The following is a 14,763-nucleotide window of genomic DNA, read 5'->3' on the forward strand; positions in this document are numbered from 1 at the left end:
AGGGCACCCTTGGGGAGGCCCTCCATACCAGAGTGATTCGAGTTGCCGTTTGGTAGACTCGGATCCATCGAACAAGAAACGTATGGGGTGTCTTCCGTGTCCAAAGCAAAAATCGTCTTGCTTGTCGCAGCCATCGCAATTGCAGGCGGCGCGGCGGTCTTCGCACTGCAGAAGCCGCAGGGTCCCGCTGCTGCGACGTCGATTGAGCAGTCGAGCGTCGCCAAGCGGGAGGCCATCAAGCAGATGACGCCGCTTTGCCTGGCGGGCATGGATTGCCCCGCAAACGCATCTGCTGGAGGTAAGAAATGAGTGGATTTTTGGGCATCGTTGTTCTGGCGCTTATGGCACGCGCCTTCATGAAGGGGTACGCCTCGTCCGGCCGTGCCGATAACGCAGGCGAGACGTACGCCGACCGCTTCGACAAAGAGTGGGAAGAAGAGTGGGACCGGGAGCTGCGCGAAGGCTGAGCACTTCATCGCTTGCCTCCGCTTCGCAAGATCTTCGCGGCCATACCCCGGCCCACCATTCCGCGTCCAAAGCTTTGTGCGTTTGACCCCCCGCCCGAGACCAAGCCTTGTGCGAGATTTGGAACTTGCCACATCATGAAGGCTGCAATGAACCCGAGTAGGGCGATGGCGATCATCGCAATCTCGTTCGAAGCAAAATAGAGATCAGCCTCTTTCCTACTGTCAATCTTGTCGTAAAAGCCGACCAGAGTTGGCACAATTCCCTTTGTCACGAGGACGGCCACGAACCACGCGACTAGCTGTTGCAGAGACGCAGCGATCATGAACCGTAGCCAGCCGTCGAAGAGAAACGACACCGCGGGAATGATCGATAGTCCGACGAGCAATGGACCGAGTGCGAGGCCGAGCTGGAGCATCACGTACGACATCTGCAGGACGACGATGAACGCAATGGACATAAGCACCATCGCGATGATCGCCAAAACCTGACAAAGGAAAATCACCAGGATGATCGGCAGGTTCTTCAGAATCTCAAAGAATCCGATTTCATCCTTGCTGACACACTCGGAAGGTCGCGAGTCAATGATCCAGTCCAACGGGTTCAGCGACCAGCCACCGTGCATCTTGCAGTACAGCGATTTCTCTGACTCCTTTCGCTTGCCGTCGGCAATAAGCGAGATGGTGTCCATCGTCAGCTTCAGGATTTCCACAGGGTTGGCTGAACCCTTAGTAATCTTGGTCGCCGCCTCCTGGGTCGCGGTGACGAACATGTCCCGCGGGACGCCGTTCATGCTCTGGACAATCACCAGCACCACACCCATCCGCAGGACCAGATTGAACAGGCTCACAAGGAACTTGACGGTGTCGCTGGCGAGAAAGTAGTCGCGCAGCAGGAACCAGATGCCGGTCCCCGCCGCGCCTACAGCCAGGATGACCCGGCCCTCTTCCGCAAAGATATCGGCCATTGCGAAACCGGCCGTGTTTACTGCGGAGAATGCCTGATTGAATAGAGCGGCGACGTCCATGTCAGCCTCCGAATTGCCAACCGAGGGCGCGCACTCCCGCGTCGAGCGCAAAGAGCGCGGCCGACACGAAGAAGACGGCGATAAAGCCGGCAAGCGCGTTTGGGGACGTACAGTCGATTTGCACGATCGCGATGGCAAGCGACAACCGCATTGACTTCGCAGCCGCCCGCATCGGCTTGTGGTCGAGGCGCCCGCGTGCTGCTATCTCCACGCGGTAGCGGCGGCGTTCCTTGCATACGATGCGGAGCTCGCGGCGGCTGCGGCAGAGGGCCATAAGTACCCTTCGGAGAGGCTTACCCGTCATCGCTACAGACCGAAATCGAGACTTTGCATTTTTCCGATCGCCGAGCGCTTGTTCGCGGCCTCCTTGGCCACCGCGTCGTACCGCTGCTGAGCGCCCTCCACGGAAAGCTTGTTCAGGTCCTCTTTGGTCGCGCGGTCCTGCAGGTCGAGCACGACCTGGCGTTGCATTAGGCTGCGCATTTCAAGAAGCTCACCGGCGAGTACGCTTGACTGCTGATTGAGCAGTTGCAGGCCCTGCACGTTGCCTTCGATTCCGGGAATTTGGCGCGACAACTGCCGAAGATTGGCCGCTCGGGAGGAAAACGCCTCCATGGTGGCGAAGTCCTGATCGAGCTGCTTGCGGTACGCGCCGCCCTTGGTTTGCGCCAGGTGGACGTAAGCCGTTCCCCAGCGCTCGGGAGTCATGTCGAGAGACTTCATCTCGGCACTTGCACTGTCGTACATTCGCTGGAGCTGCGCTCCGGCTTGGTATAGATCGGAGACACTGGAAGCGAGGTCCCGCATCGCGACCCCCTGACCGCCATATGCCTGTTCGGCCAGGCTGAGGACGTTTCCGCCCAGGCTCTGCAGGTTCGTGAGGTTTTGCTTCACCATCATGGTCTGCTGCGTGAGCTGTTGAGTTTGGTTCATCACACTCAGCAGCTGTTGTGCAAAGTTCGCGCCGTCGAACGTCGGAATCCCCGACGCCCTAGATGCGGTCCCAATGCAAGTCAACGCGACAGCTGCGACAGCACGGAGGGCCGTCCTGCGAGAGGGAGAGTGCATAGTCGGTACCTTAGTAGTGAACACGGTTGTAGATCGCGCCATCGATGATGACGTCGATCGCACGGGGACCCTTGTAGGGCAACCACACGACGCTGCTGTAGACGTTGACGGTGGTCGGGACTCCACCGCCAGCGTCACCGCCGGGTCCGCAGTTGTCGCAGACGTCGTAACGGCCAACGTATCCGCTCACGCACGCGCGTTCACCGGGCCCGCTGCCCTCATCGGTAGTGGGCTCTGATGTGGCGTAGGTGCCTTGGAGTAGATATTTGGGACGAAATGGCTTGGTCTCGCCGGTAGGCGTGCCCTGGGCGACGACCTGGCCGCGCCGCGCCGGCTCGTGGCCTTCGGGACAAAGGTCATAGGGCTCGCGCGACTTCTTGGCGTAGTTGTTTGCCCCAGCGATCGCGCAGGTGGGGAACGGTCCCGGAGGAATCGCGTTGAGAACACGCCAGAGTCGGTTGAGGTAGCCGCTGCATTGGCTCGGCGGTTTAAGCCCGGCAAGGCATAACAGCACGCCGCATCCCCATTCCGAACCGCCGGGCTCATATTCGGACGTGTCTGGAAGCTGCGGCAGAGCAGCGGTGACGGGCAGGGCGCCCGTGAGCAACAGCAGCGCGGCCATCAGCCGCGCAACGGATTTACGGATTTGATCCACGGACAACCTCTTCAAAATATGCCTCGCGCCAGTCTTGCCGGCCGGACGCTCTGTGGTGATCGAACAGCGCCTGGGCGTCTAGTTCGCTTCGTAGCACCGCCAACGAGCGTGGATCCAACCTCAAAGCGACCTTGCGCATGAACCCGTCTTTCTGCGTCAGGAAGTAGTCTTGTTTGGGCGTCCCTTCCGCCAACTGATCGATCTGTTGCGGGTTCAAGCCCAGCTCGGTAAACGCCTTGCGCAGAGACGGAGACGTTTTTGCCGCGGGGTACGGCAGGATGATGCGGTTCGGCACGTTGTCGCGAATTGATGCGTAGATCGGTGAGTTGATGTATCGCTCTGGCGACTGTGCGTCCATCCACACACATCCGAGAAGCTTTCGAAGGGTGTCGATCCACTCGGCGAGCTTGCGCGCGAAGACTGGTTCCTCCAGGAATCCCCACACCTCGGGCAGCCCAATGAACGTCGGGGCGATCAGGCCCGAGTTGCGGCGGCTCTCGATTCGATCCTGGATGCGATAGAAGCAATAGATGAGGTAAGGGATGAGGACATCGGGCTGTGCCAAGAGCTTTCCCATTTCTATGCCCAGCACGGCGGCCGCGCGACCTGCCGCGATCTCGTCGAAGATGTCCAAAGCATTGTCGAACCAGCGCGCGTTCAAGGCCTCGCCGACCCACTCGGAAAGGGCGTTCTGGAACGAACCTACGGAGAGCTGCACATGCACCGCGTGCAGCCGCCAGTCCTTCCGTTTCAGTTGGCGTGTCGCCAGAATCGCCTTTTCGAGCTCCTCGCGGTCGGCGCTCGTTGCCACATATCCGCGTCGCTCAGCGAGCATGCAGATCCAATCCTTGACGAACTTCAGGTGTCGGACGTCGCCGATGAGGGACAGAGGATTGACAGTCAGTCGACCTTCGCTGGAGTCTTCTGGATCGCAGTAGACGCCTCCTTGCATCATGATGGGAATGCGACTTGAGAACGTCCTGTCGAAGACAAAGACGTCAGAGCCGAGGTATTTCCGGAACAGTGTCCACCCCAGATTGACGATCGTGGTCTTTCCCAAGCCCGTTTCACCAGACACCAACGTGTGTCCTATATCGTGATAGAAGCCAGTCCAGAAGTACGGCGTGCCGTAATCGGTCGGCAGCCCAGCCAAGGCCGGCGACGGCTGTTTCATCGTAGCGGCCAGGTGGCGATTCTCCTTCGAGCCTTGGGCCACCGTTCGAAGAGGTACGGCGCGTGCTACTACGGCAGCTCGCAAAGGCGCCCAGCGGGCAATATCGCGCCAGGCGCCCGGTATGGATGCCGTCCAGCTAGACAGCGCGCCCAAGGTCTCAACCAGGGGTAAAAACTTCGCGCCGATCAGCGCGTCTCCGACCTTTCCGGCCGTCGTTCGAGCCTGCTCCATGGCGGCGTCCCACTCCTCGACTTGGTCGCTGTGGAATGGAGCCGATAGCGATGTGACGCTCAGGGTGTATTGTCCGTAGGAGGTCTTTCCGCGGCTTACCCCCTTTTTTAAGTCTTCCGTTTCGTCAGCGGCTTCAACTCGGCCCTTGTCCTCGCGCGGAGCGTAGTTAGGATCTCCGGAGTTCGCGGCAACCGCAGCCAGTGCACGCAGGTCGAGTGCGTTCGTGCGGTGGTACGAGCCCATTTGGTCGATCATCCTGGCGCTGGCGTCGGCGTCCTGAATTCGATAGACGTGGCTGATCGTCAGTTCACCGGGGACCTTGAGTAGATCGTCCAGCGCGTGCGGCCGGAGGCGTGCCGGGTAGAACTGATGAGCGGCGGGTATCGCTGTAACCACGCCAATGCGCTTGCGGCCCTCAGCCTTGAAAAGAATGTAGTCTTCGGCGGGAATGACCTCCCCGTGAGACATGGACTCGTCGAGAAAGTCGACCATGGCGACCGACGCGCGGCGGGGTGCCGCTGGGGCGGCGCAGGACGCGAGAAACCCGCCAAGCTCCTCGCCGGCCAGGCGTGTGAGAGTCAAGGCGGGTAGACTGGCCCTCCAGCGGGTGAGCTGTTCTTCGAAGTCTTTCACGGCGGCCGCCAGCTCCACGGAGGTGTAGGCGAAGTCAGCTTGGTCAGACCAGATCCCGCGCAGAGCGTGCATAACTGCGCGGAACGGGCCCACCTTTTCATGTGCCATAGCATGGAAGAACCGTCCTGCCACACGGTCCAGGCCTGCGGAGGCACTTAAGGCAATGGCAAGGTAGTGTCGATTGATGTAGTTCGACTTTGTCTTGAAGGCATTGCTGCGCTCGTCTTCGACGATCTGCGAGTATGGGTCAGGCATTGAGGCGGGCGCGTAGGGGTCGCTCCGGCGTCGATGCGTGATGAACCAAAATGTCAGCGGGTTGCGGCTCGCAACCTGGAAGGCATGTTCAGCCTGGTGCATGAGCCCCAGCAACTGTGCTGACGACTGGCTGTCGGTGTCTGGGCCGGTGTACTCAAAGCAGGCCATCAACGCCGAATCTTTGTTGACGACGACCTGCTCGTTGTAGCGGAACATCCACGGAAGCAGTTCGGCAGTGGACGCCAAACCTTGTGTTCGCGCTGATTCGATTTCGCCAAGTGTGCCGGCATCGAGCAGGTAGCCGTCTTTTTCAGTCAGTAGCATGGGAAGTCCCTGCCGAAGCCGAACGGGCGCTTGTTTCGCTTCTGAGTGCGTGTAGCGCGGGGAACATAGTGATCGTGTTGAGTTTTGTAGGCTTGGTACACGTCGATCTTGTCTGGATCCTTGCGCATCACATAGCGGATGCCGAGGTACATCGGTATGGCTATGAGCGCCATCCAGAAGCTGCGGCTGATAAGCACCACTAGCGGCGCAAGCAACAGGAACGCGCCGGCAGCTCGTCGATCGAGGCCGATGATGCGCCGCTTTTCGATGAGGGCCTGGTCGACCTCCACCTCTAGCTCGTCGACTGGGTCGCGTTCTTCCATTGCCTTAAGCGCCGATGGTGCACATCAGATTCCGCCCGGATACGAGCGCGACAATGGTGGCGATGCCGAAGATCGACGCAATGCCGCCGGCCAGTCGCAGAGCAAACACCTTTACCTTCGATTGACCGTCATCGAGCAGCCACATCAAGATCGCGCCGACGCAGGCGACGAGGACAACGACCGAGATCAGCTCGTTGTTCACGACCGCTTGAAACGCGGTGCACAGGCGGCCCCCGAAGATGCTGGACTGTGCAAACGCAGGGGACGGCGCAACGAGTGCGCTCGCGGCATAACCGGCCAGTAGCAGCTTGTCCGCCGGCTTGGCGAGGGCGCGACCACGGAACCATTGACGGAGCTGGTTCAATCGGGGGCTATTCATAGTGTTGGTCCTGGAGTTGGATTTTCGAAAACAACAAGCGGGTCTGATACAACCCATTCGAATCGACGCCCAGGATTTCTCTGATCTCACGCGGGCCTCTGGATGAGCCGACGCGCTGGGCGTGGACAACGAATCTGAATGTGGACGCGATCTGGCGGCGGAGGTCATGCAGAGGCCAGTTCTGTGTTTCTGGTGCCATCCTCAGCATCGACTCCAAGCGGGGCAGAGCCATCGCGCTGGAGTCGGCGTGCAGCGATACCTGGCTGCCCGGATGCCCAGTGTTTAAGGCGTCCAATAGATCAAAGGACTCGGCGCCGCGAACCTCTCCCAGCACGATTCGATCTGGCCGGCATCGAAGGCTGAGGCGGACTAGGTCGCGCACACTGACGCCAAGTGCCTGGTTCGCTTTAAGGCCGACGTGATTGGGTACGTTCAAGCGGAGCTCGGCGGTGTCCTCTACCGTGATGACCCGGTCCGAGCTGGGCACAAGGTCGAGTAGGGCGTTAAGGAGCGTTGTTTTGCCAGCGGAGGTGGAGCCACTGAGGACAATGTTGTGCCGCCGCTCGATGACCCATTGGAAGAAGTCGCGGAGTGCACCGCCGCCATGCCGCATGGCGTGCTTGAGGGATGCCTGCTCTTGCTGGTCGGTTGCGGATTGCGACGGATCCTGCTTGACCACGTCGAAGGCGCCGCTCTCCACGTAGCTTTCCAGGGAGATCCGCCTCGCCGCAAATCGGCGTACGCAGAGCATTGATCCTCGAAGAGCAGTGGGTTTTCGCGCGGCGGCAATACGAAGGCCTGGCAAGCGCGCGTCGAGCAGGGGCGAATTCGCCTTGCCGTTCTTGCTCGCAATTAATGTGATTGCTCGGTCGACCTGTTCTTCGCTCAGGGAAGCGTCCACTTTGCGCATGACGCCACGCTCTTCTACCCAGATGTCGTCTGCCGCGTTGACCATTACCTCGTTCACTTCATTGGAGGTGAGGTAAGGCTCGATGGCACTCAGGTGTTGCCGCAGGATGCCCTCGGCGTAGCTAGTGGATGCGTCCATTAGCGTGCCTCTTCTTCATTTCGAACAATTGACCCCGCGGCTGAGGTCTGTGCAGACAGGTCTTCGGCGGCGTTGGAAGCGGTGGTCGAAACTGACGGTGACCTGCCCGCTGTCTGCGCAATGACCGCTCGTGGCGAGAAGGGGACGTGTACGGGTACTAGCGTGCCGGCTCGAATTGCGTTGAGCTTCGCCTGAATCTTGTTGGCATATGCAGCTCGCTTGGCCGGACTAGCCGCGTTGTACGCGCCGACCGCGTCCCAGGTGACACCTAGTCGGTCAAAGTTCTCGCCCAGAATCCAGGCGCCCACATATGCGGAGACGCATGGGTTGAAGAGGTCCTGCTTGGACACCCCGAATCGGTTTAGGCGTTCAAGGTGGATGCTGTTGATCTGCGCGAGGCCGTAGTCGCATGAAGCGTTTGCATTCGCGCAATTGACCGCCTCAGCCCGCCCAGACGACTCCTGCATCACGATGGCTTGCAGGAGCTGGATGTCAATTCGGTGATAAGCGGCGGCGGCAGCAATGCAGTCGGCGTGCGCCTGGGAAGACAGCAGGGCCCATATCGCGATGGCTGCGGCGAATCGAAACCGGGGTTGGAGCTGCACGTCGCACCTTGAAGGAAAAAAGCCCGCCAGGCATTGAGCCCAGCGGGTAAGCCAGCGGATCGGCAACGAGGGAAGCCGACGGCTGAACTTTCGCTTCGCCCACAGAAGTTGGCACTTGGTGAATTAAAGAGAATCCAAACGTTACGGTAGCGGCCCGCTTGTTTTGATGTGGCTTGCGTGCTAAAGCGGCTTTTTTAAACGTGCTTGTTTGCCAACAAAAGCTACCCTGCGGTTCACGACGTTCACGAGTAGTTGCAAAAATATGCGACGCTTGTGTTTCGTCGTTTGTGAGAAACGAAACTAAACGCTACGAAGGGGAAGGGGCTTACCCAAAGGCCGGGCACTAAAACAGGTGCCCTCAAAAGGCGCAAATGCTTAAGGGGGAAGGGCCACACCAAAGGGGGAAGGGGAAGGCAAATGCATGAAAGGAGTAAGCGCAAAGGATCTGGGCTCTCGATCTGTGCGCGCTCGCTTTAAGACGTGCAGCATTTGTCAACGTGTCGTAGATCGTTACGTATGCCGGCACGCCAGTTTGGTCGTTGACCCAGGTATCGACTGGCGGCGAGGCTTGTCGCATTTTCCCTGCTGCCGACACCAATGAACTACCTCAGGCATTCCACGTTTCGCCCGACCTGGCCGTCCCACGCGATGCCGTTGCCAGATAAGGCAAAAGCGGAGATGCACCGGGAACTTGGTCGTGTGTGTAGTGGACCGCAGCTCGCTGTAGCGTTGATCTGGCTTGGCCGATTTGACGGATGGCAGACCGCCACCGGTGGGGAAGGCGGTGACGAGCTTTACGACGTAGCGTGTCAGCAACTGAAGCGTCTAGCTGGCCCGTTTAGCAGCCCGATCTGCTTTGTCGAGTGGCTGGTGGACCTTCCGTGTACGCGCTGGCGGGCGGCCACCATTGACTCGACGAGGCAGTGGGACCCTCTCGCTGAACGCTTCAGTGATTTTCAAGCTGCCTCCGGCACGCTTGTCGTTGTGTACGCGTCTGAGGTCGGTGCAGACACCTGGCGCAGCTACGTTCGGGGCTACCTGGTTGCAGCACTGATTCAGCTTGAGGGCACAGACGGTGCTGACGGTGGAGTCTGACCTGGTACTTCTCGCGTGTGCTGGAGCTGCCGCCGGCGCGCTATGGTGGCTGCGAAGGGCACCACGCTCAAGCGTAGAGGCTGGTGGTCATCCCGAAGGCGAGTCGGCTCGCCGCATGGCTCCGAGCTCTCGACATCTGGAGGTCATGCCCGCACATCATCTGTTCGACGCTGTAGGGGCGACTCCATTACTGGAGCAGATTCGCCAGCGCATGGGGTTCACGCCTGAAAACTTTTCGCGGGATGTTCAGCCGCTACTGGATGCCTTCGCAGAGTTTGTCCAATTGTTGCCTGCATCTGAATCACATCATCATGCGCAGCCGGGCGGCCTTCTGGTGCATCTACTTGAGGTTGCGGCGCACGCCCTGCATTTTCGTGATGCGTACAAGCTGCCTATGGGCGTGGCGCCAGAAGAGCAAACACGGCTCGCTGCAAGGTACACGTATGCGGTGCTAGTTGCGAGCTTGTTGCACGACATTGGAAAGCCGGTTACGGACGTGTTGGTCCAAGTGCATACCGCAACGGGAGCTGCAAAGCCTTGGGTGCCGCTTGGGGGCACGATGCTGGAGCAGGGCGGTGAGTGGTACGTCGTCAATTTTCCTGAGCAGAAAAACTATCGCCAGCACGAGCGATTGAGCCTGCCGTTGCTGCGCACGCTCGTTCCCGGCCAGGCTCTGGCCTGGATCGGCGAGCATCCTGCCCTCATGGACGAACTCTTCGACTATCTTGGGGGAGAGCAACGGAAGGGTGTGATCGCGGAACTGGTGGGCAGGGCGGACAAACAGTCCGTGGCGAGCAACCTCGCGATTGGTCCAAGAACTCGTTTTGCGTCCGCTCGAGCGGTCCCGCTGATTGAGCGGCTTATGGGGGGGCTCCGTCGCGCCTTGGCCGAAGGGTCCGTGTCCATGAATCGGGCTGGAGCGGTTGGCTTTTGCGACGGAGAATCGCTCTGGTGCGTCTCTGGGTCAATTGCCAAGCTAGTCAGGGATCATCTGGCGCAAACCGAGCAGCGCCGGCCTGGCGCAGCGGGGATACCGGAAGACAACTCACGCCTGTTCGATACATGGCAGGAGTATGGCGCAGCGAAGTCGAATGACGCTGGCGCAGCCATTTGGACGGTCAGGATTGATATCGGTGCGTGGTCTCAACGTCTTACCGTGCTCCGATTTCCCCTTTCCTTGTTGTTCCTGGACGAATCTCAGTATCCAGCAGCGTTACCGCCTGGTGCAATTTCCGTAGTCGATGGAAAGTCCGGGGCTAGCGCGGCTGGATTGGAGCGGGGCAGCGACCCACTCCCAGCACCCGAGCCGCTGTCTCAGCGGCCCGAGGATGATGTGCCCCCACCGGAAGCAGTGGACGATGTGCTCCCCAGCGACCAGGCCCTCGCTGTTTCATGCGAGCCCGATGCGGTTCCGTCCATAGACGATCTCCCTGCGCTTGATGCTCATGAACCCGAAGATTTGGGGTTGGTGCAGGACGTTCAGGGGTTGGCGGCTGACCCTCTTCCAGCGGCAGACGACGGATATCTTGACGACATCGACTGCGCACTTCCGGAGCTGGTGCAAACCATTGAAGTTGAAGCACCTCAACTGATGAGTGCGCCAGTGGCGCCGCGCGTCAGGGCTGCGCCAGCTCCCAGCGCGCTGCCCACCATGCCCGCACGAAAAGCGAACGTTGAGCGGTTCATGGCGTGGATTCAGACGGGCGTTAGTACAGGATCGCTACCTTACAACGAGGCGAACGCGGCAGTGCATTTTTGCGAGGAGGGCATGCTGCTTGTCTCTCCAAAGATCTTTAAGGACTACGCGGAGAATTTCGAGGCCAGAATTGACGTGCCAGCGCCGGTGCACGGCGCCGCGGCCAAAGAGCCGTGGCGAATCCTGCAGCAGCAATTTCAGAAATCCGAGTATCCGCAGAAGAGCTCGTCCGGCTCCTTTCTGCATCGGTACAACGTGAGCGGGCCGGGCGGAAAGCAGCTAACCGGCATTCTTGTCAGAGGGCCCGAGCGCTTCTTTCAACCTGTCCCAACGCCGAACCAACTGTTGAAGCCGGCCTCCACGGGCGCGAGCTCTTGATCATGGCACATCCATACGAGAATCTTTTCCGGCGACCGTATGAGGCAATCTCATCGGTCGCCGCACTTGCGTCTGTCGGCGCTCTTTGGACTTTTCAAGGCCTGTTCCTGGTCACTCCTGCCACGGGCGGGATACTGAGCGCAGGACTGCTCTCGCTCGCGGCGATCAGAGCTCGTCAAGCGCGGCGCCTTGTTCGCTTTCAACGTAATCTGCGACAGTTGCCGACGTACTCGCTCACCGCCGATGAGATCCCTTGCTCGTCGACTGAACTGTTTTTAGGAAAGGGTTTTTACTGGACCCAAGAGCACACGCAGCGGCTCCACATTGCTCGCCTCCCCCAATACAAGCACCTGACTGCGAGGAACGAGCTTTATCAGTGGGCCCGTCGAGTAGAACGCCAACATCCTGGATGGCTAGCGGATCAGCTCCGAAAGGACGCTTGGTGGAACCCGGCCAAACCGTTGCCTCCCGTCGGTGGAGATCCCGCAATTCACGGCGTGGAGCCAGACGAACGGGATATGTGGTCCAACCTTGGCGAGCGAGTCGGGCATACGTTGGTGCTCGGCACAACGCGAGTGGGCAAGACGCGGCTATGTGAACTGTTAGTCACGCAGGATATCCGCCGGGGCGATGTTGTCGTCGTCTTCGACCCAAAAGGGGACGTCGAGCTGCTGCTTAGGATGTATGCAGAGGCTTGCCGTGCGGGGCGTGAGAAAGATTTCCGCTTTTTTCATCTTGGCTATCCGGATGCGTCTTCGAGGTACTCACCCATCGCGACGTTTTCCCGGATTACCGAGGTGGCAACACGACTCGCGGGGCAACTGCCTTCAGAGGGCCAGGCCGCGGCTTTCAGAGAGTTCGTGTGGCGCTACATCAACGTGATGGCGCGCGCGATGGTAGCGCTTGGCATGAAGCCCAGCTATGAAGTGATCTACCAGAACGCCGTCAACATTGATGATCTTTGTCTGAAGTACTTCGAATACTGGCTGGACCGAGACTATGCAGGCTGGCGTGATGAGATGGCGGAGCCAGACAAGCAGCTTCAAGCCCAGGCTCAAAAGACAGGCCGCGCGATGTACCCATTGCAGATTCTCAAGCTAATTCGAGACAAGGGCTGGCACGACCAGATTGCGGACGGCCTCGCCAGCGTTCTCACGAATGACCGGTCGTACTTCGAGAAGCTGGTTTCTTCCCTCTATCCCTTGCTGGAGAAACTCACAACTGGGCCAGTATCGAAGCTGTTGTCGCCCGACTATTCAGATCCTACGGATCCTCGCACAGTGTTCGACTGGCAAAAAGTCATAGACACAGGCGGTATCGTGTACGTCGGCCTGGACGCGCTGAGCGACTTTGAGGTTGCTGGTGCAGTCGGCAATTCGATGTTCGCTGACCTGACATCCACGGCCGGGCGCCTGTACAAATTCGGGTCGGGATACGGACAGACGACGCCAGGCCGTAAGCGGAACGTGTGCATCCACGCCGACGAGTTCAACGAGCTCGTCGGTGACGAGTTCATTCCCATGGTGAACAAGGCGGGCGGTGCCGGCTATCAGGTGACGGCGTACACGCAGACGGGGTCGGACGTTGAGTCTCGGATTGGCTCGAAAGCCAAGGCGGATCAGATCTTCGGCAACTTTAATACCCTGGTGATGATGCGGGTCAAGAACCTGCCAACTGCGGAAATTCTCACCGATCAACTGCCGAAGGTGCAGATTTACACGCGGCAATTGGACTCCGCGACCGGGGATGGAACTGACGACGGAGTAACGGATTTCACGTCGCGTACTCAGGATAAGTACTCGCCGCGGGAGGTGCCTTTGGTCGACCCATCGGATCTGGTGCAATTGCCTAAAGGACAAGCGTTCGCCCTCATTGAGGGCGGACAGCTCGTAAAGCTGCGTTTGCCCTTGGCCAGCAAAGACGCAGATCCGCTGATGCCAAGTGGGTTGGCTGACGTTGTCAAGAGTATGCGATCGACTTACCAGGCATACGCAGATGCGGCGGACGCGGGACGAATCATAGGCATGCAGGACTTTGAGGGTTCGTACTCAGTCGCTGAGCAGCGAATTGAGGCTGTATCGTCCCGTGTGACAGTGGAGGGGACTGGAAGTGGCTTCTAACGACAAAGCGTCGGGAGAGGATGGCGTACGAGCATTCTTTTGGCCGATACACGCCGCGCTTCATCTTTCCGTTTGGCTCATCATGGTGATGTTCCTGTCCGTTGTGGCCTCCCTTGTGGTTGCCGTAGGCCTCCAGACCGAACAGGAGCCGTCAAAGTACATGAGCGACCTGGTCGAGCACTATCTCGACCAAGCGCCCAACCGAAATGCCGCTGATGAGGTGGCTGGCATATCTCGGGCATTGGTGTTTGGTTGGCCAGGGGTGGCAGCGGCGCTATCGAGCGAGACAAGTGCTTCCCCGCCCAGTCTTCTCGGAGGCGCGCTGCAAAGGTCGACCCGAGGACAGGGGCGCGAGCTAGTGCTCGTGACTATGCATGCCGTCGAGTTGCTTGGTGTGCGGTTGCTGCTGCTGTTTAGCGCGCTGCCCGCCCTGGCGCTGCTGCTCGCGCTCGCTCTGACGGACGGGCTGGTGGCGCGTTATGTGCGACGGGAATGCGGGGGCCATGAATCGGCAACACGTCACACGCGCGCCAAGCGCCTGCTTAATCGGGGCATTGTTCCAATGGTGGCGGTAGTCTGGCTCATCGTGCCGGCACCGATGTCGCTGTCCATGTTCTTCCTTCCCGTCGCGGCGGGTGGAGCAGTTCTCGTTTGGATCATGGCCAAATACTTTAAGAAGTATCTATAAGTCAAAAAAGCGCCTACGGCGGTCAGGACGAATGAATGAAAGAAATTATGCGCGTTGCGGTCGGCCAGGTCTTCCTATGTATTGAAGGCCGGCCGAGCAGTCATCATGTCGAAATTCGGATCCGCGAGAGGAAGGACAACGGCCGGCCAGGTCGGACTATTGGACTGGGGGTTGAGCGGCGTTCGGGGCTCTTCGCAATTGCGATGGGAATTCTTGCCGTCGGTGGCTCACTGCCGCCTGAGCAGGCGTTCGATCAAAGCGAGACAATTGGCACCGCACGGAACACGCCACACCGCATCCCCCTGCGCCAACAGGATTGGCAGCTCTTGGATAGCATGCGTTCGGTTGACGCTGGCGAGCCTCAACGCAGCATCCAGGCCGTAAAGGCGATGCAGCGTAAGCTGCAGCGCCGTATGCACATCGTTCAGCGGTGTGTGCAACTGATGGAAGTGTTGGGGGACCAGGACGCGCAACAGATCGATCTGCTCCTAGCGCTCGCGGCAACGGGGCGCCCGTTGCCGTTTTCGATCCACGTCGGCTTGGCGCCGACGTCAGAGCAGGAAGAGCTTCGTAGCGGGGTGACGCATTGACGATGTGAA

At 59.6% G+C, this 14,763-nt stretch carries 15 protein-coding genes; 6 read left to right on the forward strand and 9 right to left on the reverse strand.

The genetic code is table 11. From position 1 onward, the window contains the following. The first annotated feature begins 96 nt into the window (after nt 1-96). Nucleotides 97-309, forward strand: a complete 213-nt coding sequence (locus API01S_RS12425) for a hypothetical protein (RefSeq protein WP_006216153.1) — start codon at nt 97-99, stop codon at nt 307-309. Next, the gene (locus tag API01S_RS29185; RefSeq protein WP_006216152.1) at nt 306-467 is read left to right on the forward strand and encodes a hypothetical protein; all 162 of its coding nucleotides are present in this window, start codon (nt 306-308) and stop codon (nt 465-467) included. The genes API01S_RS12425 and API01S_RS29185 overlap by 4 nt, the downstream gene beginning before the upstream one ends. A 5-nt stretch (nt 468-472) precedes the next feature. Here API01S_RS29185 and API01S_RS12430 read toward each other — a convergent pair whose 3' ends face one another. The 9 genes from API01S_RS12430 to API01S_RS12470 all read right to left on the reverse strand — a co-directional run bounded on the left by API01S_RS12430 (nt 473) and on the right by API01S_RS12470 (nt 8,187). Then, on the reverse strand, nt 473-1,492 hold the full coding sequence (locus API01S_RS12430; protein ID WP_006216151.1) for a type IV secretion system protein: 1,020 nt from the start codon (nt 1,490-1,492) through the stop codon (nt 473-475). Nucleotide 1,493: 1 nt separating this feature from the next. Next, nucleotides 1,494-1,766, reverse strand: a complete 273-nt coding sequence (locus API01S_RS12435) for a hypothetical protein (protein WP_006216150.1) — start codon at nt 1,764-1,766, stop codon at nt 1,494-1,496. A gap of 32 nt (nt 1,767-1,798) precedes the next feature. Further along, the gene (locus tag API01S_RS12440) at nt 1,799-2,425 is read right to left on the reverse strand and encodes a hypothetical protein (RefSeq protein WP_232294641.1); all 627 of its coding nucleotides are present in this window, start codon (nt 2,423-2,425) and stop codon (nt 1,799-1,801) included. A gap of 145 nt (nt 2,426-2,570) precedes the next feature. Continuing rightward, nucleotides 2,571-3,215, reverse strand: coding sequence for a hypothetical protein (locus API01S_RS12445; protein WP_143215254.1), 645 nt, complete (start codon nt 3,213-3,215; stop codon nt 2,571-2,573). Further along, on the reverse strand, nt 3,199-5,832 hold the full coding sequence (locus API01S_RS12450) for a VirB4 family type IV secretion system protein (protein ID WP_006216147.1): 2,634 nt from the start codon (nt 5,830-5,832) through the stop codon (nt 3,199-3,201). Before API01S_RS12450 ends, API01S_RS12445 begins: the two co-directional genes overlap by 17 nt. Beyond that, nucleotides 5,823-6,155 (reverse strand): VirB3 family type IV secretion system protein, encoded by a 333-nt coding sequence (locus API01S_RS12455; RefSeq protein WP_006216146.1) that lies wholly within the window; start codon nt 6,153-6,155, stop codon nt 5,823-5,825. The genes API01S_RS12450 and API01S_RS12455 overlap by 10 nt, the downstream gene beginning before the upstream one ends. Before the next feature lie 4 nt (nt 6,156-6,159). After that, nucleotides 6,160-6,534: a hypothetical protein gene (locus API01S_RS12460; RefSeq protein WP_006216145.1), complete on the reverse strand. Its 375-nt coding sequence runs from the start codon at nt 6,532-6,534 to the stop codon at nt 6,160-6,162. Beyond that, entirely contained in the window at nt 6,527-7,582 is a 1,056-nt protein-coding gene (locus API01S_RS12465) for a CpaF family protein (RefSeq protein WP_061304660.1), read from the reverse strand. The genes API01S_RS12460 and API01S_RS12465 overlap by 8 nt, the downstream gene beginning before the upstream one ends. After that, nucleotides 7,582-8,187, reverse strand: coding sequence for a lytic transglycosylase domain-containing protein (locus API01S_RS12470; RefSeq protein ID WP_046803183.1), 606 nt, complete (start codon nt 8,185-8,187; stop codon nt 7,582-7,584). The genes API01S_RS12465 and API01S_RS12470 overlap by 1 nt, the downstream gene beginning before the upstream one ends. A gap of 1,240 nt (nt 8,188-9,427) precedes the next feature. On the opposite strand from API01S_RS12470, the gene mobH reads away from it, so the two are divergent. Genes mobH through API01S_RS12495 form a run of 4 tightly spaced genes read left to right on the forward strand, consistent with a single transcriptional unit; the run spans nt 9,428 to nt 14,754 of the window. After that, nucleotides 9,428-11,356 (forward strand): MobH family relaxase, encoded by a 1,929-nt coding sequence (gene mobH / locus API01S_RS12480; protein ID WP_232294640.1) that lies wholly within the window; start codon nt 9,428-9,430, stop codon nt 11,354-11,356. A gap of 2 nt (nt 11,357-11,358) precedes the next feature. Then, a complete protein-coding gene (gene traD, locus API01S_RS12485; RefSeq protein ID WP_006216140.1) occupies nt 11,359-13,476 on the forward strand; it encodes a type IV conjugative transfer system coupling protein TraD in 2,118 nt (705 codons plus the stop codon). Continuing rightward, complete coding sequence (locus tag API01S_RS12490; protein ID WP_039882433.1) at nt 13,466-14,164, forward strand: DUF4400 domain-containing protein; 699 nt, start codon at nt 13,466-13,468, stop codon at nt 14,162-14,164. The genes traD and API01S_RS12490 overlap by 11 nt, the downstream gene beginning before the upstream one ends. Before the next feature lie 35 nt (nt 14,165-14,199). Then, nucleotides 14,200-14,754, forward strand: a complete 555-nt coding sequence (locus tag API01S_RS12495) for a hypothetical protein (RefSeq protein WP_006216138.1) — start codon at nt 14,200-14,202, stop codon at nt 14,752-14,754. Nucleotides 14,755-14,763 lie beyond the last annotated feature (9 nt).

The sequence above is a fragment of the Achromobacter piechaudii NBRC 102461 genome (genome assembly GCF_001571245.1).
In the GTDB taxonomy this organism is placed as follows: Bacteria; Pseudomonadota; Gammaproteobacteria; order Burkholderiales; family Burkholderiaceae_B; genus Achromobacter; species Achromobacter piechaudii.

Coding starts and splice junctions, on each gene's coding strand:
- API01S_RS29185 (WP_006216152.1), top strand. CDS start 306: ATGAGTGGATTTTTGGGCATCGTTGTTCTGGCGCTTATGGCACGCGCC.
- API01S_RS12430 (WP_006216151.1), bottom strand. CDS start 1,492: ATGGACGTCGCCGCTCTATTCAATCAGGCATTCTCCGCAGTAAACACG.
- API01S_RS12450 (WP_006216147.1), bottom strand. CDS start 5,832: ATGCTACTGACTGAAAAAGACGGCTACCTGCTCGATGCCGGCACACTT.
- mobH (WP_232294640.1), top strand. CDS start 9,428: ATGCCCGCACATCATCTGTTCGACGCTGTAGGGGCGACTCCATTACTG.
- API01S_RS12460 (WP_006216145.1), bottom strand. CDS start 6,534: ATGAATAGCCCCCGATTGAACCAGCTCCGTCAATGGTTCCGTGGTCGC.
- API01S_RS12495 (WP_006216138.1), top strand. CDS start 14,200: ATGAAAGAAATTATGCGCGTTGCGGTCGGCCAGGTCTTCCTATGTATT.
- API01S_RS12455 (WP_006216146.1), bottom strand. CDS start 6,155: ATGGAAGAACGCGACCCAGTCGACGAGCTAGAGGTGGAGGTCGACCAG.
- API01S_RS12440 (WP_232294641.1), bottom strand. CDS start 2,425: ATGAACCAAACTCAACAGCTCACGCAGCAGACCATGATGGTGAAGCAA.
- API01S_RS12465 (WP_061304660.1), bottom strand. CDS start 7,582: ATGGACGCATCCACTAGCTACGCCGAGGGCATCCTGCGGCAACACCTG.
- API01S_RS12435 (WP_006216150.1), bottom strand. CDS start 1,766: ATGGCCCTCTGCCGCAGCCGCCGCGAGCTCCGCATCGTATGCAAGGAA.
- traD (WP_006216140.1), top strand. CDS start 11,359: ATGGCACATCCATACGAGAATCTTTTCCGGCGACCGTATGAGGCAATC.